Annotated in this window: 17 protein-coding genes; 8 read left to right on the top strand and 9 right to left on the bottom strand. The window is 57.3% G+C overall.

Translation table 11 applies throughout. The features are described from left to right. Positions 1 to 28 precede the first annotated feature (28 nt). Together ACWPM9_RS00610 and ACWPM9_RS00605 are read left to right on the top strand one after the other, a co-directional pair. Positions 29 to 4816, top strand: a complete 4788-nt coding sequence (locus ACWPM9_RS00610) for an NAD-glutamate dehydrogenase (RefSeq protein ID WP_484756393.1) — start codon at positions 29 to 31, stop codon at positions 4814 to 4816. 40 nt (positions 4817 to 4856) lie between these two features. Continuing rightward, positions 4857 to 6251, top strand: coding sequence for an MFS transporter (locus tag ACWPM9_RS00605; protein ID WP_484756392.1), 1395 nt, complete (start codon positions 4857 to 4859; stop codon positions 6249 to 6251). Positions 6252 to 6281: 30 nt separating this feature from the next. Here the strand turns inward: ACWPM9_RS00605 and purH are convergent, their stop codons facing one another. The 4 genes from purH to htpX form a co-directional block, all read right to left on the bottom strand. Continuing rightward, a complete protein-coding gene (gene purH / locus ACWPM9_RS00600) occupies positions 6282 to 7898 on the bottom strand; it encodes a bifunctional phosphoribosylaminoimidazolecarboxamide formyltransferase/IMP cyclohydrolase (protein WP_484756391.1) in 1617 nt (538 codons plus the stop codon). A gap of 133 nt (positions 7899 to 8031) precedes the next feature. Further along, entirely contained in the window at positions 8032 to 9684 is a 1653-nt protein-coding gene (locus tag ACWPM9_RS00595) for a heparinase II/III family protein (protein ID WP_484756390.1), read from the bottom strand. A gap of 238 nt (positions 9685 to 9922) precedes the next feature. Then, entirely contained in the window at positions 9923 to 11320 is a 1398-nt protein-coding gene (locus ACWPM9_RS00590; RefSeq protein ID WP_484757558.1) for an RsmB/NOP family class I SAM-dependent RNA methyltransferase, read from the bottom strand. A 2-nt stretch (positions 11321 to 11322) separates the two neighbouring features. Beyond that, positions 11323 to 12285, bottom strand: a complete 963-nt coding sequence (htpX, locus tag ACWPM9_RS00585) for a zinc metalloprotease HtpX (RefSeq protein ID WP_484756389.1) — start codon at positions 12283 to 12285, stop codon at positions 11323 to 11325. Between the two features lie 112 nt (positions 12286 to 12397). On the opposite strand from htpX, the gene ACWPM9_RS00580 reads away from it, so the two are divergent. Then, entirely contained in the window at positions 12398 to 12616 is a 219-nt protein-coding gene (locus tag ACWPM9_RS00580) for a DUF1674 domain-containing protein (RefSeq protein WP_428188394.1), read from the top strand. 51 nt (positions 12617 to 12667) lie between these two features. After that, positions 12668 to 13129 (top strand): thermonuclease family protein, encoded by a 462-nt coding sequence (locus ACWPM9_RS00575; RefSeq protein WP_484756388.1) that lies wholly within the window; start codon positions 12668 to 12670, stop codon positions 13127 to 13129. 63 nt (positions 13130 to 13192) lie between these two features. Here the strand turns inward: ACWPM9_RS00575 and acs are convergent, their stop codons facing one another. Continuing rightward, positions 13193 to 15145 carry an acetate--CoA ligase gene (gene acs, locus ACWPM9_RS00570; RefSeq protein WP_484756387.1) on the bottom strand — a complete coding sequence of 651 codons (1953 nt, stop codon included), beginning with the start codon at positions 15143 to 15145 and terminating at the stop codon, positions 13193 to 13195. A gap of 231 nt (positions 15146 to 15376) precedes the next feature. On the opposite strand from acs, the gene ACWPM9_RS00565 reads away from it, so the two are divergent. After that, a complete protein-coding gene (locus tag ACWPM9_RS00565; protein WP_484756386.1) occupies positions 15377 to 16072 on the top strand; it encodes a DUF1013 domain-containing protein in 696 nt (231 codons plus the stop codon). A gap of 65 nt (positions 16073 to 16137) precedes the next feature. Here ACWPM9_RS00565 and ACWPM9_RS00560 read toward each other — a convergent pair whose 3' ends face one another. Further along, positions 16138 to 18054, bottom strand: a complete 1917-nt coding sequence (locus ACWPM9_RS00560) for a propionyl-CoA synthetase (protein ID WP_484756385.1) — start codon at positions 18052 to 18054, stop codon at positions 16138 to 16140. Positions 18055 to 18173: 119 nt separating this feature from the next. Continuing rightward, entirely contained in the window at positions 18174 to 18833 is a 660-nt protein-coding gene (locus ACWPM9_RS00555) for a YggS family pyridoxal phosphate-dependent enzyme (RefSeq protein ID WP_484756384.1), read from the bottom strand. Between the two features lie 156 nt (positions 18834 to 18989). Here ACWPM9_RS00555 and leuS point away from each other — a divergent pair, with 156 nt between their 5' ends. The 3 genes from leuS (at position 18990) to holA (ending at position 23240) form a co-directional block, all read left to right on the top strand. Then, complete coding sequence (leuS, locus tag ACWPM9_RS00550) at positions 18990 to 21623, top strand: leucine--tRNA ligase (protein WP_484756383.1); 2634 nt, start codon at positions 18990 to 18992, stop codon at positions 21621 to 21623. Beyond that, positions 21613 to 22134, top strand: a complete 522-nt coding sequence (gene lptE / locus ACWPM9_RS00545) for an LPS assembly lipoprotein LptE (RefSeq protein ID WP_428188387.1) — start codon at positions 21613 to 21615, stop codon at positions 22132 to 22134. The genes leuS and lptE overlap by 11 nt, the downstream gene beginning before the upstream one ends. A gap of 65 nt (positions 22135 to 22199) precedes the next feature. Then, positions 22200 to 23240, top strand: a complete 1041-nt coding sequence (gene holA, locus ACWPM9_RS00540) for a DNA polymerase III subunit delta (RefSeq protein ID WP_428188386.1) — start codon at positions 22200 to 22202, stop codon at positions 23238 to 23240. A gap of 9 nt (positions 23241 to 23249) precedes the next feature. Here the strand turns inward: holA and ACWPM9_RS00535 are convergent, their stop codons facing one another. After that, positions 23250 to 24137 carry a ParB/RepB/Spo0J family partition protein gene (locus ACWPM9_RS00535; RefSeq protein ID WP_428188385.1) on the bottom strand — a complete coding sequence of 296 codons (888 nt, stop codon included), beginning with the start codon at positions 24135 to 24137 and terminating at the stop codon, positions 23250 to 23252. Positions 24138 to 24168: 31 nt separating this feature from the next. Next, on the bottom strand, positions 24169 to 24966 hold the full coding sequence (locus tag ACWPM9_RS00530) for a ParA family protein (RefSeq protein ID WP_428188384.1): 798 nt from the start codon (positions 24964 to 24966) through the stop codon (positions 24169 to 24171). Between the last annotated feature and the right edge of the window lie 6 nt (positions 24967 to 24972).

Genomic DNA, 24972 nt, shown 5'->3' with positions numbered 1-24972 from the left:
CCAATAGTCCTCGGGAGGGCACATCAGCATGGCCGCGAGCAAAAAGTCGAAACGTGACAATCTACACGAGAGCGCCCGGCAGATCGCCACGGCCATAGGGGAGCCCTTTCTCGATCCTTCGACCTTGTTCGAGCGTGCCAGCAATGACGACATGGAGCGTTACACACCTGAAATGCTCGCCTTTTCAGCGCTTCGTGCAGCGCAGGATCTGGCGTCGTGGGATGGCAATGCACCGCAAATCAACATAGCCTCGATCACGGGTGTCGAACCGGATGGCGTTCCGGTCACGGTCTTGTCGGTCACAGATATCAACAAGCCGTTCCTTTACGATTCGGTGATGGGCGAGGTGACGAGCAGTCATCGCGATATTTTCCTCGCCGTTCATCCAATCTTGCCGGCAAGCGAGGCCCGCAACGCCAAGCTGGAAGCGCCGGCCGACAGCCCAAGCGGTGCCATTCGAATAAGCTATATCCAGCTTCATCTTGCACCGCTGGACGCCCAGCAAAGCGAGGCACTGATTGCCCGTCTCCGCACCGTCCTCTCCCAGGTCGATATTGCAGCAACAGACTGGAAGCCCATGCTGGCAACGCTCGATGGAGCGATGCAGGATCTCGAAAGCCTTCCATCCACACGCCGCAAGCGAGAGCGCGACGAAGCGCTTTCGTTTCTTGACTGGCTGCGAAAGGACAATTTCACCTTTCTGGGAATGCGCGAATATATCTATTCGGGCGAAGGCGCCGATGCGAAGATAGAGCGCGGCAAGGGAAGGGGCCTCGGCATCCTGGCCGATCCGGATGTTCTGGTGCTTCGGCAGGGAAAAAATGCCGTCACCACGACACCGGAAATTCTGGCCTTCCTGCAGGGGACCGATTTCCTCATCGTCACAAAAGCCAATGTCAAATCCGTCGTCCATCGCCGCGCCTATATGGATTATGTCGGCGTGAAGCGCTTCAATGCCGACGGCAAGGTAATCGGCGAGCTGCGCATCGTCGGCCTCTTTACCGCCACTGCCTATACGCATTCCCTCAATCAGATTCCGCTCTTGCGCGCCAAGGCAGAGAAGGTCACCGATCATTTCGGTTTTGATCCACGAAGCCATTCTGGCCGCATTCTGCAAAACACACTCGAATCCTACCCTCGCGACGATCTCTTTCAGATCGATGTGGATCTGATGATTCGCTTCTGCGAGCAGATCATGGATCTGAGCGAGCGGCCGCGTGTTCGCGTCTTGCCGCGCATCGATCATTTCGACAGATTTGTGTCCCTGATCGTCTATGTGCCGCGCGAAGACTATAATTCGACGGTGCGTGAGAAGCTTGGCGACTACTTCGCAGCGATCTATGACGGCCATGTTTCAGCCTACTACCCGGCATTTCCCGAGGGCGGTGTTGCACGTGTTCACTTCATCATCGGTCGCTCCAGCGGCAGGACACCCCGCATTCCGCAGGTCAAACTGGAACAGGCCGTTCTTGAGATCACCACCCGCTGGGAAGACCGTTTTGCAAGCCTCGCCGGGATCAATGCGCCAGACGTCAAGATCAGCAGCGCCTATCAGGATGCCTTCGAACCTGAGGAGGCGGTTGCCGATCTTCACCATGTCAGAGCCTGCCTGCACGGTTCTGCCATCAGCATTGCCTTCCATGAGCGGCAGAGCGAAAACGGTTCGGCGCTTTACCTGAAGATCTTCCACGCTGGCGAACATCTGCCGCTATCGCGCCGCGTCCCACTGCTCGAAAATCTCGGCTTCAACGTCATCAGCGAGCGCACATTCGACATTGGCGCGGTCCCTGAGGATGGCGAGCACCGTCTGGTTATCTTGCATGACATGGAGCTTCAACTTCAGGGCGGAAAACCTTTCTCTTTCAAGACCCAGGCCCCTATCGTCGAAGAAGCATTCCTTGCCGCCTATAACGGCGTGGTGGACAACGACACCTTCAACCGGCTGGTATTGTCCGCTGGTCTGACGGCGCGGGAAGTCACCGTCCTCAGAGCCTATGCAGCCTATTTGCGCCAGAGCGGCATCGTCTATTCGCAAAGCTACATCGCCGATACCCTGAACAAGTATCCGGCTATAGCGACCTCGATCTTCTCGTTGTTCCAGGATAGCTTCGATCCCGAACTGGACGAGAAGAATCGGGCTCGTAAAGGCACCGACCACCACAAGATGATCGAGCAGAATCTTGCAGACGTGCCAAGCCTCGACGAGGATCGCATTCTGCGACGCTACGTGAATGCCATCGATGCGACGCTCAGGACCAACTATTTCCAGACAACCCCTGACGGCCTGCCAAAGGCCATGCTGGCATTCAAGTTTGATCCAAAGAGGCTGGAAGGCCTGCCCGATCCACGGCCCTTCCGAGAAATCTATGTCTACGGTGTGGAGGTCGAAGGCGTTCACCTGCGCTTCGGCAAGGTCGCACGTGGCGGTTTGCGCTGGTCTGACCGCGCACAGGATTACCGCACGGAAGTCCTGGGGCTGGTAAAGGCCCAGCAGGTCAAGAACGCCGTCATCGTGCCTGTCGGCGCCAAAGGCGGCTTCTACCCGAAACAACTGCCCGTGGGCGGCAGCCGTGATGAATATCTGACGGCCGGCAAGGACGCCTACAAGACCTTCATCACCACACTGCTGTCCATCACGGACAATATCGACGATGGCGAAGTTGTGCCGCCTGCAGACACAGTGCGCCTGGATGAGGACGATCCCTATTTCGTTGTAGCAGCGGACAAGGGAACCGCCACATTCTCCGATACGGCCAACGAACTGGCACGCGCTGCCGGTTTCTGGCTCGACGATGCCTTCGCCTCCGGTGGATCTGCCGGTTACGACCACAAGAAAATGGGCATCACGGCACGCGGAGCATGGGAAGCCGTCAAGCGGCATTTCCGTGAAATGAATGTCGACATTCAGGCGACGCCGTTTACCGTCGCCGGCGTCGGCGACATGTCCGGCGACGTATTCGGCAATGGCATGCTGCTGTCGGAGAAGATCCGGCTGATTGCCGCCTTCGACCATCGCGACATCTTTATCGATCCCGATCCGGATATTGCACGGTCCTTTGCCGAGCGGCAGAGGCTTTTCGATCTGCCCCGCTCGAGCTGGCAGGACTATGATCGCAAAGGTCTGTCGAAGGGCGCGATGATCATTTCACGCTCCGAGAAATCCGTAACGCTCACACCGCAGGCGGCAGCGGCCATCGGTCTCGACAAGACCATCGCATCGCCCTTCGAAATCATGACGGCCATCCTGAAGGCGCCGGTTGATCTCCTCTGGTTCGGCGGCATTGGCACCTACCTCAAGGCTGCGAGCGAGAATGATTCCGATGTTGGCGATCGCGCCAATGATGCAATCCGCGTTTGCGCAAGCGATGTGAACGCGAAGGTGATCGGCGAGGGAGCCAATCTCGGCGTTACCCAGAAGGGACGTATCGCCTTTGCCATGAAGGGGGGTCGATGCAATTCCGACGCCATAGACAATTCGGCCGGCGTGAATTCGTCTGACGTCGAGGTCAACATCAAGATCGCCTTTGCTTCGGCCATCACCCAGGATCGATTGACCTTGCCCAAGCGCAACAAGCTTCTGGTCGAGATGACCGAGGATGTGGGCGAACTGGTGCTGCGCAACAATTATCTCCAGAGTCTGGCCATTTCGCTGATTGACGAGAAGGGCACCGACAATCGTGAAGAACTGAGCCGGCTCATGAACGTGCTCGAATCGTCAGGTCAGCTGAATCGCGAGATCGAGACACTACCGGGCGAGCAGGAACTGCACGAAAGATATGCGGCTGGCAAAAGCCTCACGCGACCGGAAATCGGTGTGCTCCTGTCCTATGCAAAGATCGTCCTCTTCGATCAGCTGGTCGCCAGCGGCCTGCCGGACGATCCCTATTGCATGACGTCGCTCATGAATTATTTCCCGACAAAGATGCGAAAGGCCTTCCCCGACGATATCGCAGGTCACCGTCTTCACCGGGAAATCATCGCAACGGTTCTGGCCAACCATGCCATCAATCGCGGCGGACCGGGCTTCATCGTCAAAATGAGCGATGCCACTGGTGCTCTGGCGGCCCAGGTGGTGAAGGCAGCCCTGCTCACGCGTGATGGGCTCGAACTGCCGGATATCTGGGACAGGATCGACGCACTGGATGCACAGATTCCAGGTGCCGTGCAAAACAGGCTCTACGCAAAAGTGACTGACGTCTACACAGACGTCACCCGTCTTTTGCTAGAGACCGATGGTGCCACCGGCGATATCGCCACAGCCCTGGAGCGCATCAAGTCAGCTGTGAAGGCCCTGAAACAGACCGTAACCAAGATCATGCCGGAAGGACTGCGTCTGGCGACCGAAAGCCAGATCGCTGAACTGGTGGCAGCCGGAGCTCCAGTCGATATTGCCACTGAAGTAACCGGTTTGAGGCTGCTGTCTCTGGTTCCCGAAGCGATGCAAATCGTGGATGAAACCGGTGCGCAGCTTGCCCGTGTCGTCGAAAGCTATTTTGCCGTCAGCGAGCTGTTCCGCGTCAGCGATGTCTTGAGAGCTGCCGAGCGGATTACCACGACCGATCATTATGACAGCCTTGCACTGACACGCAGCATCGACCAGATCGCGTCCGCACGGCGCAACATCGTCATTTCGGCTCTGTCCAAACACGGCGACGAGCGCGAACCGGTCAAAGCCTGGCGCGCCGACGATGAGGCGCGGATGGACAAGATCGCAGTCGAACTGGCCAATATCAGCGAAGGCGGGGAGCCCAGCCTGTCACGCATCACGGTTGCTGCGGGCCTGCTCACCGATCTTGCACATGAAAGGACAAAGTGACACTGTCGCCATCGGTTAAAACCGTAGGTAAAATCAGTGAATGACTAATGTTGTATCGGCGGGTCAGCCGCGAAAAGCGGCTGACAGAGGCGTTATAGGCTGGATGCTGTTCGACTGGGCGGCGCAACCTTTCTTCACCGTGGTCACGACATTTATTTTCGGACCTTATTTCGTCTCCCGCATGACCTCGGACCCCGTGTCCGCACAGGCAAGCTGGAGCAATATGGCCACCATTTCCTCCATCATTATTGCCTTGCTGGCCCCTGTTCTGGGTTCGATCGCCGACAGATCGGGAAGCCGAAAACCATGGATCGCGTTCTTTGCGGTGGCAAAGATCATCAGCCTTTGCCTGCTCTGGACCGCAGCACCCGGATCGCCTGTGATAATTCCGCTGATCCTGATGATAGTGGCGTCGATCTCGGCCGAGTTCTCCATCGTCTTCAATGACTCGATGATGCCGCGCCTGGTCAGTTCGGAAGATGTCGGGCGCATTTCCAATATCGCCTGGGGCATGGGCTATCTCGGCGGTATCATTGTCCTGATCGGCGTTGTGCTCTTCATAGCAGCAAACCCGGACACTGGCCTTACTCTGCAGGGCCAGCGCCCGCTCTTCGGCCTCGATCCGGTGACCGGAGAGGATGCTCGCATTACCGGGCCACTCTCGGCCATGTGGTATTTTATCTTCATACTTCCGATGTTCTTCTTCACACCGGATGCAAAGCGAGGATTGCCGCTGGGCCAAGCCGTCAGATCCGGCTTCGGCGATCTCAAGGCCACCCTGCACGAGCTGAAGACAAGACCGGCCATCACCCGCTTCCTGATCGCGCGCATGCTCTACCAGGACGGCGTGAACGGTTTGCTTATCCTCGGAGGCGTCTTTGCCGCTGGCATGTTCGGCTGGTCGACGATGGAGATTGGCGTCTACGGCATTATTTTGAATGTTGTCGCCATTGGTGGCTGTATCGGTGCCGGCTATATCGACCGCGGCTTCGGATCCAAATTCACCGTGGTGATGAGCCTTGTACTATTGCTCATCGCAACCGTCGGCATCATCTCGACGGGACCGGGTTTCACACTCTTCGGCGCGCTGGAATTTAACGATACGGGATCGGTGGGGCTGTTCTCAACAGCGGCGGAAAAGGCCTATATCTTCTTCGGTACACTTGTCGGCCTTGCATTCGGACCCGTTCAGGCCTCATCGCGGTCTTATCTCGCTCGCAGTGTGAGCATCGAGGAAGCCGGCCGATATTTCGGCATCTACGCGTTGTCCGGCCGAGCCACAAGTTTCATGGCGACGCTCAGTTTTTCCATACTGACCTACTGGAGCGGATCAGCCCGAGTGGGCATGGCCAGCATGATTTTCTATCTGGCGGTCGGTCTCTTCATCCTCGCCCGGACACCTTACCCGGCTTCCGATGCTGACCGGTCCATCTGACCGGCCGGCATCGGATAGAAACAAAAGGCTCTAGTGGCGGAAATGCCTGACGCCTGTGAAGACCATGGCAACGCCATGCTCATCGGCAGCGGCAATCACCTCTTCATCACGCATCGAACCACCCGGCTGAATGACAGCAGTGGCGCCGGCAGCAATGGCTGCCAGAAGGCCGTCTGCAAATGGGTAGAAGGCCTCTGACGCCACAGCAGATCCCTTCGTCAACGGCTCTGGCAATCCAAGAGCCTTGGCGGCATCCTCCGCCTTCATCGCCGCAATCCGGGCGGAATCGACGCGGCTCATTTGACCGGCACCGATACCGGCGGTCTGTCCGCCCTTGGCGTAGATCACCGCATTGGACTTCACATGCTTTGCAATCTTGAAGGCGAACTTCATGTCCTCAAGCTCGGTCTCGGTCGGCGCGCGCTTGGTCACCACCTTCAGATCCAGATCCTCAACAACCGCATTGTCGCGGGACTGCACCAGAAGCCCGCCGGAGACCGTTTTGGCTGTCAATCCGGCAGCCCGTGGATCGGGCAGGGCACCAACGCGCAGCAGCCGAAGATTGGGCTTCTTGGCAATGATCGCCCGTGCAGCATCATCGATCTCCGGAGCGATGATGACTTCGGTGAAGAGCTTGACGATTTCCTCGGCAGTCGCCGCATCGAGCGTCTGGTTGAGTGCGACAATACCACCGAATGCCGAAACGGAATCGCAGGCCAGCGCCCGCTTATAGGCCTCAACAAGGCTTGAACCGGTCGCCACACCGCAAGGGTTCGCATGCTTGATGATAGCGCAGGCCGGTGCGTTTTCCGGCAGGAACTCCGCTACAAGTTCATAGGCCGCGTCGGTGTCGTTGATATTGTTGTAGGAGAGCTGCTTGCCCTGCAAAAGTTCAGCCGTCGCAACGCCCGGGCGCTGGTCCCCGTTTACGTAAAAGGCAGCGCTCTGATGCGGGTTTTCGCCATAACGCATCTTTTCCTTCAGTGCACCACCGACAACCCGGTATGCCGGCGTATCGATCGTCAGTGCGTCGGCAAACCAGTTTGAAATCATCGCGTCATAGGCAGCCGTGCGCGCAAACGCCTTTGCAGCAAAACGCTGGCGCAGGGCATAACTCGTCTGGCCTTCATCGGCCTGAAGCGCTTCCAGCAATTCGGCATAGTCGGACGGATCGGTAATGGTGGTCACATAGGCATGGTTCTTTGCCGAAGCGCGGATCATCGCCGGACCGCCAATGTCGATGTTCTCGACAGTCGTTGGATAATCGCCGCCGGCAGCGCGAACCTGTTCGAAGGGGTAAAGGTTGATCACGGCCAGATCGATGGCATCGATACCGTGTTCCTTCATCGCAGCGACATGGTCTTGATCATCACGAATGGCCAAGAGACCGCCATGAACATTCGGATGAAGCGTCTTGACGCGACCGTCCATGATTTCCGGGAAACCCGTCACCTCGGAGACATCGGTCACCTCAAGGCCAGCCTTTGCGATTTCCTTGTGGGTGCCACCGGTGGACAGCAACCTCACACCAAGTGCGCTCAATGCCTTCGCCAGATCCACAATTCCGGATTTATCCGACACCGACAGCAATGCCGTGCGGATATTTACCTTTTCGGGAATAGGCGTTTTCTTGGAAACGACGGCCATGGCGATGCTCCGATTGCATGAGGGGGATCAAGCCCAGACAGGCTTTTGCCCGCGCCCTAGCATAGCTTTACGCCGGAGGAAACTATTCTTGGCCTCCGATGGGACGCCCATCCGTTCGAAATGCGCTCGGCGATCAGGAATGGTAGGTGAGAAACCAGCGAATCTCGGCGCCATCGAATGGGAATTCGATCTGTTGCGACGGTCGAACGCCGGAGCTATCGGCGAAGAAGATATCTTCGGTGATCTCAAGCTCACCCACCGGCGTGGTGAATGTCCAGCTATCGCCGTCAGGGGCCTCCATGCGGATCGTACCGCCGTCGACCTGCGAGAGCGCAATTATCGGATGAATATGGAAGCGTGCCACAGCAGGCTGCGGAACCACGCCCGTTGCAGGCTCACCATCAGGCAAAAGAATTCGATCGCGACCAACGACTTTCTTGCCATCGGCACTCATGCGGATCTCGCGCTCGTGTATGACGCCGAAGGGATGCACATAGCCGTCATGACTGGCCACAAGCCGGTCGCTGCCGTCACTGCCTGCGCTGCGCGCAATCTTGACCTCACGCACGCCGTCGCTGAACACGGGCCCAAGGAAGGGCGATCCGGAAATCCGGCTGGACGCTCTGTCGGCCAGAATAACGGTGGAATGCGCGGCAGTTTCCCGGGCAATGCGCTGCAACCTCGCGCTGGCAAACCGGGGCGACCCGGAATTGACGATGAAACGGTGCCGGCCTGAAGACAGCTCGAATGACAGACAACCCGCATGGGCTGTTCTGGAGAGTTGCGGCGAGAGCGGCTTTCCACCATCGACAATGATCACTGTGTCGCCAGCAGCCAGTCGTTGATACTGAGAGTGGGGCAGGGCCTTGAACGGCTGGCCAGCAGTCTCGTCATATCGAAGGACGGACATCAAATCATGCGCAAGCGTTGAACTCGCGCCATTGAACAGTGCCAGATCTCCACCTTGGTGGCGGAAGAAGCGGATCGCCGGAAAGATACGATCAATCGCCGGTATGAGCTTGATCGGAACGTCGTGGCCCAGATTGATATAGGTCTGTCGGAGCGGCAAGAGATCAAAAAGCAGCTCGACGGCTGTTTGCGGATTGCGCGAGATGTGGCCACCATCTGGCAGGATCTGCCGCTCTAGCTCACGGTCCAATGCGTGAGCAGCACGAGTGATCGCCGATGCCCGCGTGGCCATCGAAATGGACGCCATGGCAAGTGCAATCCGGATCCTGAGCCTGACAAATCCGTCCGGTGCATGTTTTACCTGAGAGCGAAGATAGGCGACCTGGAAATCCAGGCTGGTCAGAAAGCGGCGGTGAAACCCGCCATCCGCATCGTGAAGCACGATTGGCGAATGCGACAGCCAGGCAACGACCCGCTGTGCAACAATTTCCAGATCCCAGGCAAGACCACGAACGCGCCTTCCATGCAACTCGATCCAGTCGTCGACGATCAGCCGCACATTGGCACAACTCTCCGACGTCTTGTCTGCACGAATATGACGCAACCAGCCGAAAGCATGCAGCCGTTCTTCGAAGATCATCGACGGCAGTTCAACCCGAAAAGGCGAACCCCCTCCGACATCCAGCACGCGACCGGCTAGCGGAAAGCGACCTGCCAAAATTTCTTCGGCAACATACGGATCGACGGTTCTAAGATCGGTGGGCGCGACGATGAGACGGCGTGCGTTTCCGGTAAAAGGTCGCAGCAATGCCAGGCGCCGCGATGAGATCCAGCTGCGCAGTTTCCGGTTTGCCTCTGTCACATAAAGCGAGATCAATCGCCTATGCTCCTGTCGTGCCCACTTCCAACGAAGCCGTCACCCCGCAAGATATGGAAATCTGCGAAGAAAACGCGCTCCAAGGAGCAACAACTGGCATGCATGCTATGACACAACTCATAAAGCGTTATCAGAATGTCCTCCCTCGACGGCTTTTCGAAAAGCAGCTTTCCGCGCCGAAACATTCCTGCAATCGGGACAATATTCCAATTTAACGAACGCTTATATTAAAATCTTATTAGTTTTTGCGAATCACGCAGGCGTAGAAGCCGTCCATACCACTCGAAAGGTGGTCATCTGATGGCAGCATCGCCGGCGTCGTGCGGAACTCGCCGAGTGAAGTGATCGCTTCTTCAAGGCCCGGCCAATCCTCCTTATGGATGGCAACTCGCTGCAGATCAGCTCGCTGATCGAGCACGCGGGCGACAACGTCCTCACCTTCCTTTGGATCCAGTGAGCAGTTGGAAAACACCAGGGTGCCACCGGAATTGACAAGGTCGGCAGCCTTCAGAAGAAGCCTCTCCTGGACACCGGCCAATTTCTCGATGTCAGCCGTGCTCTTCGTCCACAACACGTCAGGATGCCGACGGGTCGTTCCCGTAGAAGAGCATGGAGCATCCAGCAAAACGGCATCAAAAAGACCGTCTGGTTCATAATCCATCAGGTTCGTCTTGATGCAGTCGGCTTCAAATCCGAGCCTTGCAAGGTTGCTGCGAAGACGATCGAGCCTGTTCGGGGATTGTTCGACAGCAGTCACAGCGGCACCGGCCATGACAAGCTGCGCGGTCTTGCCGCCGGGCGCGGCGCAGAGATCGGCAACACGCTTGTCGGAAATATCGCCAAACAGCTTTGCCGGGATCGTCGCAGCTGCATCCTGAACCCACCAGTCACCGGCCTCGAAACCCTCAATCAGCGGAATAGCCCCTCTGAACGCGGGCAGGCGGACGCTGCCGGTAGGCAGAACCCGGCCCTCGAGCTTGGCCGCCCAGACTGCCGGGTCGCCCTTTACTGTCAGGTCAATGGCCGCGGGATGGAGTTGAGCCTCGGAGATCGCCCGGGCATCCTCTTCGCCATAAATCTCGACAAGCCGTGCGAAAAACCATTGCGGAATGCAATTAATGCCGGCGGCCTGCTCAAGCAGATCCTCCTTTTCGCGACCGACACGACGCAAGATCGCGTTGACCAGCTTGGCGAAGCGCCGGCTGCGCGGATCGCGATTGGCCAGTTCGACTGCGATATCGACAGCTGAATGGTCGGGAACATCGAGGTAGAGGATCTGAACGGCGCCAACCACCATCAACTCGTGAAGCGACCGCGCGCCCTGCGGCAGCGGCGATTGCAGCAACGAAGACAGAATGGCCTCTATCCGCAAGCGATAGCGCAGTCCGGTCTGCACAATGGCGCGCACCAAACCACGATCGGCTTCATTCAGCGCGATGTAGGCGGGGTTTCCATGCTCGGCGTCCAGCATGCCATCAAGCGGGGTCTTGCGGTCGACGACGGCCGCGAGGATCTTGGCCGCGGCGGCACGCGCCTCCATGCCAGGCTTCGCAGCAGGGGATCTGAAACCACCCCCCGAACCGCCCTCACCACGGTTTCCTTGTTTTCTGGCATCGCCGTTGCGGTTGTTTGTCAATGTCAAGACCAGGGACCTTTACGCGGTTGGGAGCTACCGCGGCCCCAGCCAACATTGGGTACAGAGCGCGATTTGCGCGCGGGCTTAGCAGTTGGCGCCGATGGCGTCGACCCCTGACCCATCTCCTGCGCCATGCCCTGAAGCGCTGCGATGCGGTTTTCCGTATTCGGATGGGTTGAAAAGAGATTATCCATTCGTTCGCCACTCAGCGGATTGATAATGAACATGTGCGCGGTCGCCGGATGCCGTTCGGCATCAGGATTATGGATCTGCGATGCATCTCCGGCGATCTTGCCAAGTGCTGAGGCGAGCCACAGAGGATTGCCGCAGATTTGAGCACCGCGCTTGTCAGCGGCATATTCGCGCGTGCGGCTGATCGCCATCTGCACCAGCATGGCGGCAAGCGGCGCCACGATCATCGCCAGAAGAATGCCCACAAACCCGAACGGATTGTTGCGATCGTCGCGAGAACCACCAAAGAAGAATGCAAAATTTCCGAGCATGGAAATCGCACCCGCAAGCGTGGCTGTAATCGTCATGGTCAGCGTATCGCGGTTCTCCACATGGGCAAGCTCATGCGCCATGACGCCCGCGACTTCATCCGGAGACAGTCGGCGAAGAAGCCCTGTCGATGCGGCCACTGCGGCGTTTTGCGGGTTGCGACCGGTGGCAAAGGCGTTCGGCTGCGGGCTGTCGAAAACAAAGACCTTCGGCATCGGCAGGCCGGCGTTGGCCGTCAGTCTCTGGATCATCTGATAGAATTCTGGCGCAGATCGCTCATCCACTTCCTGCGCATGATAGGCCTTCAGGACCATGCTGTCCGAATTCCAATAGGAATAGAAGTTCATACCAGCCGCGATCACAAGAGCGATCAACATGCCGCTTTGCCCGCCGATCATATAGCCAACACCCATGAAAAGCGCCGTCATGAAGGCAAGCAACATCGCGGTCCGAATTGTATTCATGGCTTGTCTCCATTCTCAACGGCCTTGCTTTGCAAGGACCAGACTCCTATGTGCCTGTGCTATAAGATGTAAATCCGAACTTGTTTTTTCAATATTCGCGGAGCGGGAGACGATGACCGACGCTAACTTTGACAAGCAGACAGCCGATGCGCCTGCCGAAAAGCCCGAGAAAGTGCTTTCCGCCGCAGCCAGGCGCGCATTGGCAGAAGCCGAAGAGCGACGATTGAATTCTCCAGAGGTCGAGCCGCCCCAGGAACTCGGTGGGCGTGGCGGCAAAGACCCGGCACGCTTCGGCGATTGGGAGATCAAAGGCCGCGCCATAGACTTTTGATCTGAATTAATTCCTGTTGAATTGGAATTAATTAAGGAATATGATCCTATCATGTTTCTTCGTTCGACATGTCTTTTGACTCTGGTCTCAGTAATGGCCGTTCACCTGCCCACGGCATCCGCACGGCAGGGCGTCATCGCAGGACCCGTAGAAGCTGAGATCATCCGGGTTATCGATGGCGACACCGTTCTGGTTGCAGCCAAGCCCTGGCCGTCCCAGAGCATTACAACCTATGTGCGGCTACGCGGGATCGATGCGCCGGAGATGAAAGATCGTTGCCCGGCAATGAGAGACGCCGCCCATAGGGCCCACGAGGCACTCACCAACCTGCTGGAAAACAGCCCATCAATATTCCTGACAGAGATATCAGGCGACAAATATTATGGGCGGATACTCGCAGATGTGAGGCTCCCCAATGGCGACGATCCAGCCGACAAATTGATGCAATCAGGCCTTGTCGTTCGCTATGATGGTGGGAAGAAGATCAGGCCGATCTGCCCGCAAACCCAATGACCAAAGAAAAAGTCCCCGCCTTACCCAGCAGGGACTTCATGGATCTGGCCAGAGCTTTATCGCTCAGCTTGCGCGGTTCTGCCGATTGGCGATCAGATCGTCGACCACAGCCGGATCCGCAAGTGTCGACGTATCGCCCAAGGCGCCGAAATCGTCCTCGGCAATCTTGCGCAAGATACGCCTCATGATCTTCCCGGAGCGGGTCTTGGGCAGGCCCGGCGAGAACTGGATCTTGTCCGGTGTTGCAATCGGCCCGATTTCATTGCGGACATGGCGAACGAGATCCTGGCGCAGCGCATCATCGCCTTCGTGATCCCCCATCAGCGTCACGTAGCAGTAAATGCCCTGACCCTTGATCGCATGCGGATAACCCACAACTGCGGCTTCTGAAACCATCTCATGGGACACAAGCGCCGATTCGACTTCCGCAGTGCCAAGACGGTGACCTGAAACATTGAGCACGTCATCGACGCGTCCGGTGATCCAGTAATAGCCGTCCTCATCTCTGCGGCAGCCATCACCGGTGAAATATTTCCCCTTATAGGCCGAGAAATAGGTCTGGATGAAGCGCTCATGGTCGCCATAGACGGTGCGCATCTGGCCTGGCCAACTGTCGGCGATACAAAGATTACCGTCGGTAGCGCCTTCCAGAATATGACCTTCATTGTCGACGAGTTCCGGCTTTACCCCGAAGAAGGGAAGGGTCGCAGAGCCGGGCTTGAGATCGGTTGCACCGGGCAGCGGGCTGATCAGGATACCCCCCGTCTCCGTTTGCCACCAGGTATCGACGATCGGCGATTTCTGCTCGCCCACCACGTTGTAATACCATTCCCAGGCTTCCGGATTGATCGGCTCGCCCACGGAACCGAGCAGGCGCAGGCTGGCCCGTGATGACCGTTTGACGAAATCGTCGCCAGCGCCCATCAGCGCACGAATGGCGGTCGGCGCGGTATAGAAAATATCGACCTTATGCTTGTCGACGATTTCCCAGAACCGTCCCTGATTGGGGAAATTCGGCACGCCCTCGAACATGACAGTCGTCGCCGCATTCGCAAGCGGCCCGTAGACGATGTAGGAATGACCGGTCACCCAGCCGACATCGGCCGTACACCAGTAGATCTCACCGTCTTTGTAATCGAAGACATATTGGTGCGTCATCGATGCATAGACGAGGTAACCACCGGTCGTGTGCAGCACACCCTTCGGCTTGCCGGTCGATCCCGATGTGTAGAGAATGAAGAGCGGATCCTCCGCATTCATTTTCACAGGCGGGCATTCCGGCTCCACCTTGGCGATTGCCTCGTGGTACCAGATGTCTCGACCGCGCGCCCATTCGATCTTTCCACCGGTACGGCGCACCACCAGCACATTGCTTACGGTGACATATTGCTTTGCCGCGATATGGATCGCCTTGTCGGTGTTCTCCTTGAGCGGAATAGGTTTGCCGCCACGCACACCCTCGTCACAGGTAATCACGAAGGTCGACTCGCAGTCGACAATACGACCTGCCAGCGCTTCTGGCGAAAACCCGCCGAAGACAACCGAATGAACAGCACCGATGCGCGAGCATGCCAGCATCGCATAAGCCGCTTCCGGGATCATTGGCATATAGATTGTGACCCGATCGCCCTTTTTGACGCCGTTTTCCTTCAGGACGTTCGCAAGACGGCAAACCTGCTCGTAGAGCTGATTATAGGTGATCTTCTTGTCGATATAGGGGTTGTCCCCCTCCCAGATGATCGCCGTCCTTTCGCCATGGGTTTCCAGATGGCGGTCGATGCAGTTGTAGGAAACGTTGGTCAGGCCGTCTTCGTACCATTTGATCGATACATCGCCCTCAAACGACGTATTCTTGACCTTCGTATAAGGCTTGAACCAGTCAATGCGCTTGCCATGCTCACCCCAGAATGCATCGGGATCGTCGATGCTGTCCTGATACCACTTGAGGTAAGTTTCCTTGTCGATCAAGGCGCGACTTTTAGCCGATGGAAGCACCGGATAGGTTTTGGCTGACATGAACTCCTCCTCATGTTGACGCGCGTCTTTATTATTTGAAGGCCTCCGCCCCCCAATTTGAGCCCATACATAGCAAATCAAAGCGCATGAGCAATTAGACAAAGGTCATTGCGGCTTCAGAGAATTGCAATTTACGTAAGTTACGGTTATATCCCCAACGAATTCCCGGAAATTGTGGTAGATTCCACGGCCCGCGAGCCCCGGCGCGGACGTCTAAGAGGACTATTGTAAATGGCTCAAACACTGCTCATGCCCAAGGCGACGGCTGTATGGTTGGTCGACAACACAGCACTTTCGTTCGATCAGATCGCCCAGTTCTGCAAGCTGCATCCACTTGAAGTGAAGGCAATCGCCGATGGCGAAGCGGCGCAGGGCATCAAGGGTCTCGATCCGATTGCAACCGGTCAGCTATCCCGCGATGAAATCAAGCGCGCCGAATCTGATACGAATCACAAACTCAAGCTCTCCGAGCCAAAGGTTCGCGTTCCGGATTCCAAGCGCCGTGGCCCGCGCTACACCCCGGTGTCCAAGCGTCAGGACCGACCGAATGCCATTCTCTGGCTGGTGCGCAACCATCCTGAACTCAAGGATGCGCAAATCTCGCGTCTGGTTGGTACCACCAAGAGCACCATCGAGCAGATTCGTGATCGGACCCACTGGAACTCGGCCAATCTCGCGCCAATGGATCCGGTAACGCTTGGCCTTTGCAGCCAGATTGATCTCGACCTGGAAGTCGAAAAGGCCTCCAAGGGCCGTCCGTTGCCGACCGAGGCAGAACTGGGTGCGACGCTGCAATCGGCCAGCGACACAGAGCACTATATCGGCAGTGATCATGGCGCAGAAGAGAAGGAAATCGATGCGGATGCGGTCTTCGCAAAGCTGAAGTCTCTCAAGTCCGATCAGCCTCAGGACGAAGACGAGGACTGATATTCTCCATCTGCTTTGAATTGATTGAAGGCCCCGGCAATATCAGTGCCGGGGCCTTATTGATATCACGCAGTCTCTGCCATTCCGTGCTGCTGGAGAACGGCAGTGATCTCGTCGAGAATCGCCGGATCGTCAATGGTCGCCGGCATCTTCCAGGGCAATCCATCGGCGATTTTCTGCATGGTTCCACGCAAGATCTTGCCGGAGCGGGTTTTCGGCAGCCGCTCGACAATCATCACATTCTTGAAGGCAGCCACTGGGCCGATCTCGTCTCGAATGAGCTGTATGATTTCACGTGAAACGATCGCTTGGTCGCGCGAGACGCCCTTCTTCAACACAAGAAATCCGCAAGGGACCTGCCCCTTGAGAGAATCGGCGATGCCGACCACTGCACATTCCGCCACATCAGGATGCGTTGCCAACACCTCCTCCATCGCGCCGGTCGAGAGACGGTGACCCGCGCAATTGATGATGTCATCGGTTCGCGCCATGACGAACAGGTAACCGTCCTCATCGATCAGACCCGCATCCGATGTCTTGTAATAGCCCGGGAACTCCTCAAGGCAGGACGTACGGAAGCGCTCGTCGGCATTCCAGAACGTCACCAAGGCCCCGGGCGGCAACGGCAGCTTCACAACGATATTGCCGAGCGTGCCATCGGCGACGGGATGCCCTTCATCATCAAGAACCTCCACCGCATATCCCGGCATGCACACCGCCGGAGACCCGTATTTGACCGGGAGAAGCCCAAGCCCGTACGGGTTGGCAGAAATCGGCCATCCGGTTTCCGTTTGCCACCAATGGTCGATCACCGGCACACCGAGCGCGCGCTCAGCCCATTTGATCGTTTCGGTATCGGCCCTTTCACCGGCCAGATAAAGCGCTCGGAAGCCGGAGAGGTCGTATTTCTGAACGAAGTCTGCCTCCGGATCGTCACGGCGAATGGCCCGGAATGCGGTTGGCGCCGTAAAAAGCGTCTTCACGTTATGCTCGGCGATCACCCGCCAATATGTGCCGGCATCCGGGGTCCCTATGGGCTTTCCTTCAAACAGGATGGTTGTGTTGCCGGCCAGCAAGGGGCCATAGACGATATAGGAATGTCCAACGACCCAACCGATATCGGATGCGGCCCAGAATACCTCACCCGGCTTTACGCCAAAGATGTTCTCCATGCTCCAGTGTAGCGCCACCATGTGCCCGCCATTGTCACGGACCACCCCTTTGGGCTCGCCTGTCGTGCCGGAGGTGTAGAGAATATAGAGCGGATCGGTGGCCAGAACCGGCACACAAGGCACGTCGGCGCCCAACAATTTCTCCGCTTCAATTGCCTGCGCGAGATCCACATCGCCGTGCTCGTAACGCAAAGGCGCATGCAACTCGTCGCGCTGAAGAATAAAGCTGTAATTCGGCTTCGTCTTGGCAAGGTCAATGGCGTGATCGAGCAGAGGCTTGTAAGGCACCACGCGCCCGGGCTCCAGGCCGCAGCTGGCGCTGATAACCGCCTTTGCCTGGCAATCATCGATACGCGTTGCCAGTTCATGCGCGGCGAAACCGCCGAAAACCACGGAATGCACAGCACCGATGCGCGCGCAGGCCAGCATCGAGAACACCGCCTCGGGGATCATCGGCATATAGATGATCACACGGTCACCCTTACTGATGCCGTGGTTGACCAGAACAGCTGCGATCGCCTGAACCTCTTCAAGCATCGCATCATAGGTGAAATGGGTCTTCGCGCCTGTCATCGGGCTATCGTAGATGAGCGCTTCTTGAGCACCGCGACCGGCTGCAATATTTCGGTCCAGGCAGTTGTGGCAGGTATTTGTCTCAGCGCCGACAAACCAGCGACCATAGACACCCGCGCTTTCGTCCAGCACCTTTTCCGCCGGCTTGAACCAGTCGAGGTTTTCAGCCGCCTCAGCCCAGAATTGTTCAGGCGCATCACGCCATGATTCATAGACGTCGCGATATCGTGACTGCATGGTTTCCTCCCCAGAAAACAAAGGATGTCTCATCCTCCGTCGTCATCTTAGCCGGGGTGAAGCCTCGCTGAAAAGCCAGACGAAAGCGGTACACGTATCAAATAGTGCGGAATATACGCTCAGCGTGCACCGAAGATAGCAGAACCGACACGAACACTGGTGGCGCCGAACTCGATGGCCGTCTCGAAATCACCGGACATGCCCATGGAAAGACGTTCTACACCGCAGTCTTTTGCGATCTTGGCGAGCAATGCAAAATGAGGGCCGGGGTTTTCATCAACAGGTGGTATGCACATCAGACCTTCAATCTGAAGCCCCAGTTCGTCCCGACATAAAGTCACGAATTCAGCTGTCTTGTCCGGCTCGATGCCGGCTTTCTGTGGTTCGAGCCCGGTATTGACCTGGACATAACAGCGCAAGTGGCGATCCTGACGCTTCATTTCCTCAGCAAGCGCACGCGCGATCTTTTCCCTGTCCACTGTCTCGATGACATCGAACAGTGCGACAGCGTCCGCCGCCTTGTTGGACTGCAAAGGGCCGATCAGATGAAGGTCGATGCCAGCAGTCTCGGCCTTCAGCTCGGGCCACTTCGCTTGCGCTTCCTGCACTCGGTTCTCGCCGAATACACGCTGCCCACAGGCAATGACCGGTCTGATCGCATCCGCATCGAATGTCTTCGACACAGCAACGAGTTCCACCGAACCCTCGTCGCGTTTCGACCTGTCAGCCGTCTTGGCGATCCGTTCGCGAACTTCGGAGAGTCTTTCTTCAATCGTCATATTTCAATTCCGTCATTTTGACCTATCTAGGGCTGACATCCATTACCATTCACCGCCAGGATGCCAAAGCCCGTTTGAGGACCTCTTAAACTTGACGCTTGGGCGGTTTCATGGTGAAGGTCTCGCCAACTTCCCCTTATCCCGGAATAGCATGACATGAGCAGCGAACGTTATAATCCTCGTGATGCCGAGCCCCGATGGCAGGCCAAGTGGTCGGATGCCGGCGTCTTCACGACCGACAACAGCGATCCACGGGAAAAATATTACGTCCTTGAGATGTTCCCCTATCCATCGGGACGCATCCATATGGGCCACGTTCGCAACTACGCCATGGGTGATGTCGTGGCGCGCTACAAGCGCGCCCGCGGCTTTAACGTGTTGCACCCCATGGGATGGGACGCATTCGGTATGCCCGCAGAGAACGCCGCGATGCAGAACAATGTCCATCCCAAGGACTGGACCTACCAGAATATCGCAACCATGCGTACCCAGCTGAAGTCGATGGGCCTCTCGCTCGACTGGTCGCGAGAATTCGCAACATGCGATGTCGAATACTATCAGCAGCAGCAGCACCTGTTCCTCGACATGATGGAAAAGGGCCTGGTCTACCGCAAGCAATCCAAGGTCAACTGGGACCCGGTCGACCATACGGTGCTGGCCAATGAGCAGGTCATCGATGGTCGCGGCTGGAGATCTGGCGCGCTGGTGGAACAGCGTGAATTGACCCAGTGGTTCTTCAAGATCACCGATTTCAGCCAGGATCTGCTGGATTCGCTGGATGATCTCGATCACTGGCCCGAAAAGGTCCGATTGATGCAGAAGAACTGGATCGGTCGCTCCGAAGGACTGACCCTGCGCTGGGAGATCACGCCTGCATCTGCACCGGCCGGCTTCTCGGAATTGTCTGTTTACACCACTCGCCCGGACACCCTATTTGGCGCATCTTTCATGGCGATTGCCGCAGACCACCCGCTGGCCCGGTCCGTCGCCGAAAACAATGCCGAGATCGCTGCATTCTGCGATGAGTGCCGCCGTGCCGGTACCTCCTTGGCCGCCCTGGAAACGGCGGAAAAGAAGGGTATGGACACCGGAGTGCGGGTCAAGCATCCGTTCGATCCAGAATGGGAACTGCCGGTATACATCGCCAATTTCGTCCTGATGGATTACGGCACAGGCGCCATCTTCGGCTGCCCGTCCGGAGACCAGCGCGATCTGGACTTTGCACGTAAATATGACCTGCCTGTCGTAGCCGTGGTCATGCCGAAAGACGCCAACGCCGACACGTTCGAGGTTGGTGACACCGCCTATGACGGCGACGGCGTCATGATCAATTCACGTTTCCTCAATGGCCTCTCCACCGATGAAGCTTTCCAGACGGTAGCCGACAAATTGTCGGAGACGAGACTGAATGGACAAGCGCAGGGCGAACGCAAGGTACAGTTCCGCCTGCGCGACTGGGGCGTCTCACGCCAACGTTATTGGGGCTGCCCGATCCCGGTCATTCATTGCGAGGACTGCGGTGTCGTACCGGTTCCGAAATCAGATCTTCCGGTCAAACTTCCAGATGATGTGACTTTCGACGTTCCTGGCAATCCGCTGGACCGCCATGCCACGTGGCGCCATGTCGATTGCCCGGTCTGCAGCAAACCTGCGCGGCGGGAAACCGACACGATGGATACCTTCGTCGATTCGAGCTGGTACTACACCCGCTTTACCGCACCGTGGGAAGCCAATCCGACGGATCCGGCTGTTGCGGATCACTGGTTGCCGGTGGATCAGTATATCGGCGGTATCGAGCATGCGATCCTGCACCTGCTCTATTCGCGCTTCTTTACCCGCGCCATGCGTGAAACCGGTCATGTCAGCCTCTCTGAGCCTTTCAAGGGCCTCTTCACGCAGGGCATGGTGGTTCATGAAACCTATCGTCTGGGCTCGGGTTCCAACGGCCAGTGGGTTGCCCCGGCAGATATCCGGATCGAGGAGACCGATGGCACCCGTCGGGCTTTCATGCTGGAAGGCGGCTCAGAAGTCGAGATCGGCTCCATCGAGAAGATGTCCAAGTCGAAAAAGAATGTGGTCGACCCGGATGATATCCTGGCCTCCTATGGAGCCGACACTGCGCGCTTCTTCGTATTGTCTGACTCTCCGCCGGAACGGGATGTGATCTGGTCCGAGGCTGGCGTCGAAGGGGCACACCGCTTCGTCCAGCGTGTCTGGCGCGTGATCTCCGAAGCTGCCGCTCAATTAAAGACGGTAGAGCGGAATCCGGCTAAGGATGGCGATGCTCTGGCATTGTCACAGGCCGCGCACAAAACGCTGAAGGCCGTTGGCGAAGATCTCGACAAGCTGTCCTTCAACAAGGCGATCGCCCGCATCTATGAGTTCGTGAACATGCTGGCGCCGGCGCTCGGCAAGGTTGCCGCCGGCAAGGATGTGACGCCCGACTATATCGCGGCAACACGCGATGCCACAGAGATCCTCATCCAGATCATCGCGCCCATGGTGCCGCATCTGGCGGAAGAATGCTGGAAGGTACTGGGCAATGGCGGCATTGTCGCGCAGACCGCTTGGCCGATCTTCGATCCTGCTCTCGTGGTCGAAAACGAGATCGTCCTGCCAATTCAGGTCAACGGAAAGAAACGTGCTGAATTGACAATCGCGCGCGATGCGAACCAGAATGAGGTCGAACAGGCCGTTTTGGCGCTCGACGCGATCAAAACCTTGCTCAACGGCCAGCAGCCGAAGAAGATTATTGTTGTACCTCAAAGGATTGTGAACCTTGTCGTCTAGTTCGATTGCGGCCTGGTTTGGCCGATCAGCCTCCGCCGGCATTGTCGCTGCCCTGGTGATCCTTTCCGGTTGTCAGGTACAGCCGCTCTATAGTGAAACATCACCGGCCGCGCACAGCCTCGGATCGATAGCCTTCTCCGATGCCAAGGACCGCGTCTCCCAGGAGGTGCGCAATCACCTGATCTTCCTGACTGCCGGTGGGGCAGGGGAACCGGCCAATCCGGAATACCGGGTGGACCTGCGTGTCAAGACCGTGTCGTCAGGCGTCCTGTTGGAACGCTCCTCCGATACAGCGAAAGCTGGCCGCGTCGTCGTGTCTGCAGACTACACCGTAACACGGACGGGCGATGCGACCGTTCTTCGGGCAGGTCACCGCCAGGCGGTTGCGCTTGTCGATTATCCCGCGCAGGAATTTGCAAAGCTCCGCGCCATACGTGATGCCGAAAACCGTGCTGCGAGGCAGCTGGCTGAACTCATTCGCGCAGACCTTGCTGCCGTTCTTGGTCGTTGATCATCAGAGCGAGCCATGTGACGCGGCTGACCGCCGAGCCAACGACTCTGGACCTTTGATCGCAAATGACCGAGATAAAATCCCACGAATATGACGGGTTCCTGAAAGGATCAGCGCGCAGCTATCGCCTGTTCATCCTGTACGGTCCCGACAGAGGTCTTGTGTCCGAACGCGCAGTCCAGCTTGCCGCGGTCACCGGCGTGCCTCTTGACGACCCGTTTGCCCTCATCCGCCTCGATGCAACAGACCTGCAGGGTGACCCCGGCAGGCTCCTCGACGAGACCGGTTCGATAGGCCTCTTCGGCGGCGAAAAGCTGATCTGGCTTCGTGCCGGTGGCACGGAAAAAGCCCTCACAGATGCCGTCGACCAGCTCGCCAAGGGGACGCTTGAAGGATCATTTGTAATCATCGAGGCCGGTGACTTGAAAAAAGGTGCCGCACTGCGCCGGATTGGTGAATCCTCCCGCATCTGTGCACAGATTGCCTGCTATCAGGACGATGCCCGATCCCTCAATGCCCTGATTGACTCTGAGCTTGGACAGACAGGCCAGCGAATCACGCCGGCAGCGCGCGACATGCTGGTCTCCTCACTTGGCGGAGACCGCATCGCGTCGCGCAACGAGATCAACAAGCTGCTTTTATACTGCCTCAATCTGCCACAAATCGACCTGGAGCACGTGGTCGAGATCATTGGGGATGCCAGCGCCATATCGGTCGATGAAGCCGTCGACGCCGTCCTGAAGGGCGACCGCGAAGGTTTCCTGCATGCCACAAATAAGATCGTGAGCTCAAAGACACCTGTATTCCTGTTGCTGCAAGCCTGTCTGAGGCAATTTCAGCAACTGGATGTGATGAAGACAGAAATGGAAGACAAACGGCTGCAGGCAGGCCAGGCAATGCAGACCTTGGGCCGTGGCATTCACTTCAAGCGCAAACCGGTGGTCGAACGTGCCTTGCGAAACTGGACCAGCACCGATCTGGCCAAAGAAACCTCAAGGATGCTGAGCGCTATCTTGCTGTGCCGGCAACGGCCACAGCTGGAAGACGATATAGCCATGCAGACGCTTCTGTCGACGACATTGCAGTCCGCACGGCGCAATCGATAGCCAGCTAAATCAAACCCGGCCTTCAAGAAGGCGGCAGATTTCCTCTAGTTGTTCCAGTGACTTATAAGCAATCTTGATTTGCCCACCTTCGCCCTTGTGGTTGATCACCACAGACAGACCGAGGCTATCCGACAGACTGCGTTCCAGCGCGACCGTATCGGAATCCTTCTCCACTTTCGGCTGTGCGCCCGTCGAGGGTTCGTTCTCCGCGCGAATATGATTCTGTGCCAGGCGTTCCGCGTCGCGGACTGAGAGTCCCTTGGAGGTAATAGTCTTGGCCAAACCGACGGGATCCGACGTCGAGACGAGGGCGCGGGCATGACCAGCCGACAGGCTCCCGCCCGCAAGCATCTCACGAACGGGTTCCGGCAGTTTCAAGAGACGCAGGCTGTTGGCCACGTGACTGCGGCTCTTGCCGATCACTTCGCCCAGATCGTTCTGCGTATATCCGTAGTCAGCAATCAGCTGCTCATAGCCCAGAGCTTCTTCCAGCGGGTTGAGATCCTGCCGCTGAACATTTTCAACGATTGCCAACTCAAGCGCGGTCTTGTCATCGACGTCGCGAACAATCACCGGAATTTCAACCAGGCCGGCAAGCTGTGCGGCCCGCCAACGACGCTCCCCCGCGATAATCTCGAAACGGTCCTTCTCCCGCGTTCTCACAACAACGGGCTGCACAATGCCGTGCTGACGAACGGAACCCGCAAGATCCTGCAACTCGCTCTCATCGAAATAACGACGCGGGTTGCGCGGATTGCGCGATACAAATTCGATGGGAACCGTGCGATCCGCCGAAATCACCGAGGCATTGTCGGCAGATTGCGTCGGTTGATCCATCTCACCGATCAAGGCGGCGAGGCCACGACCGAGGCGGCGTTTCGAAATATCGTCGTTCATACTAAACTCACTTTTGCAGATGCACGCTCAATCACGCGGCAGCCTTCCGCTGACGTTCCCGCTGTATCACCTCGGAGGCAAGTTGAAGATAGGCTTGGCTACCTGCACACTTCAAATCGTAGAGGATCGCCGGCTTGCCGTAAGAGGGTGCCTCGGACACCCGAACATTTCTCGGGATAAGCGTATGATAGACCTTCTCGCCGAGATGCGTTCGCACATCAGATACCACCTGCTGCGCGAGGTTGTTTCGCGCATCATACATCGTCAAAACGATGCCCTGGATATCGATAGCGGGATTTACGCTACGTCGAACCTGATTGATTGTTTCCAGCAGCTGGCTAAGACCCTCAAGCGCAAAGAATTCACACTGAAGCGGCACAAGGACGGAATGTGCAGCCGCCATTGCGTTCATCGTCAACAGGTTGAAGGATGGCGGGCAATCCAGAAGAATATAGGAATATTCAGCGGCACTTGCCTCTTGCAACGATTTCTTCAGACGGAATACGCGGTCTGCCTGCTGCGAAATTTCCATTTCAAGACCAAGCAAATCGAGCGTAGACGGCACAATGGCGAGATTGGGCACAGCCGTCTGGATCGCCGCCTGGGCCACCGTATGACTACCGATCAGAAGGTCATAGGACGAATGCGTACGATCTCTGCGATCGATACCAAGTCCAGTACTGGCATTGCCCTGGGGATCGAGGTCGACGATCAGGACTTTCTCACCGATCGCAGCGAGCGCCGTTGCCAGATTGATAGCGGTTGTTGTCTTACCAACGCCGCCTTTCTGGTTTGCAATAGTGATAATTCGGTTCTTGTCACTGGCCATGCCGCA

Source organism: Agrobacterium sp. H141 (assembly GCF_057158725.1).
Note: the sequence above shows the minus strand (reverse complement) of the source record. Positions and strands in the feature narration are given on the sequence as shown.

Bases quoted from the DNA above. Each gene is read 5' to 3' on its own strand.
- ACWPM9_RS00610 (WP_484756393.1), top strand. From the start codon at position 29: ATGGCCGCGAGCAAAAAGTCGAAACGTGACAATCTACACGAGAGCGCC.
- acs (WP_484756387.1), bottom strand. From the start codon at position 15,145: ATGTCAGCCAAAACCTATCCGGTGCTTCCATCGGCTAAAAGTCGCGCC.
- leuS (WP_484756383.1), top strand. From the start codon at position 18,990: ATGAGCAGCGAACGTTATAATCCTCGTGATGCCGAGCCCCGATGGCAG.
- ACWPM9_RS00530 (WP_428188384.1), bottom strand. From the start codon at position 24,966: ATGGCCAGTGACAAGAACCGAATTATCACTATTGCAAACCAGAAAGGC.
- purH (WP_484756391.1), bottom strand. From the start codon at position 7,898: ATGGCCGTCGTTTCCAAGAAAACGCCTATTCCCGAAAAGGTAAATATC.
- ACWPM9_RS00555 (WP_484756384.1), bottom strand. From the start codon at position 18,833: ATGACGATTGAAGAAAGACTCTCCGAAGTTCGCGAACGGATCGCCAAG.
- ACWPM9_RS00580 (WP_428188394.1), top strand. From the start codon at position 12,398: ATGACCGACGCTAACTTTGACAAGCAGACAGCCGATGCGCCTGCCGAA.
- ACWPM9_RS00565 (WP_484756386.1), top strand. From the start codon at position 15,377: ATGGCTCAAACACTGCTCATGCCCAAGGCGACGGCTGTATGGTTGGTC.
- ACWPM9_RS00560 (WP_484756385.1), bottom strand. From the start codon at position 18,054: ATGCAGTCACGATATCGCGACGTCTATGAATCATGGCGTGATGCGCCT.
- ACWPM9_RS00575 (WP_484756388.1), top strand. From the start codon at position 12,668: ATGTTTCTTCGTTCGACATGTCTTTTGACTCTGGTCTCAGTAATGGCC.
- htpX (WP_484756389.1), bottom strand. From the start codon at position 12,285: ATGAATACAATTCGGACCGCGATGTTGCTTGCCTTCATGACGGCGCTT.
- ACWPM9_RS00605 (WP_484756392.1), top strand. From the start codon at position 4,857: ATGACTAATGTTGTATCGGCGGGTCAGCCGCGAAAAGCGGCTGACAGA.
- ACWPM9_RS00535 (WP_428188385.1), bottom strand. From the start codon at position 24,137: ATGAACGACGATATTTCGAAACGCCGCCTCGGTCGTGGCCTCGCCGCC.
- holA (WP_428188386.1), top strand. From the start codon at position 22,200: ATGACCGAGATAAAATCCCACGAATATGACGGGTTCCTGAAAGGATCA.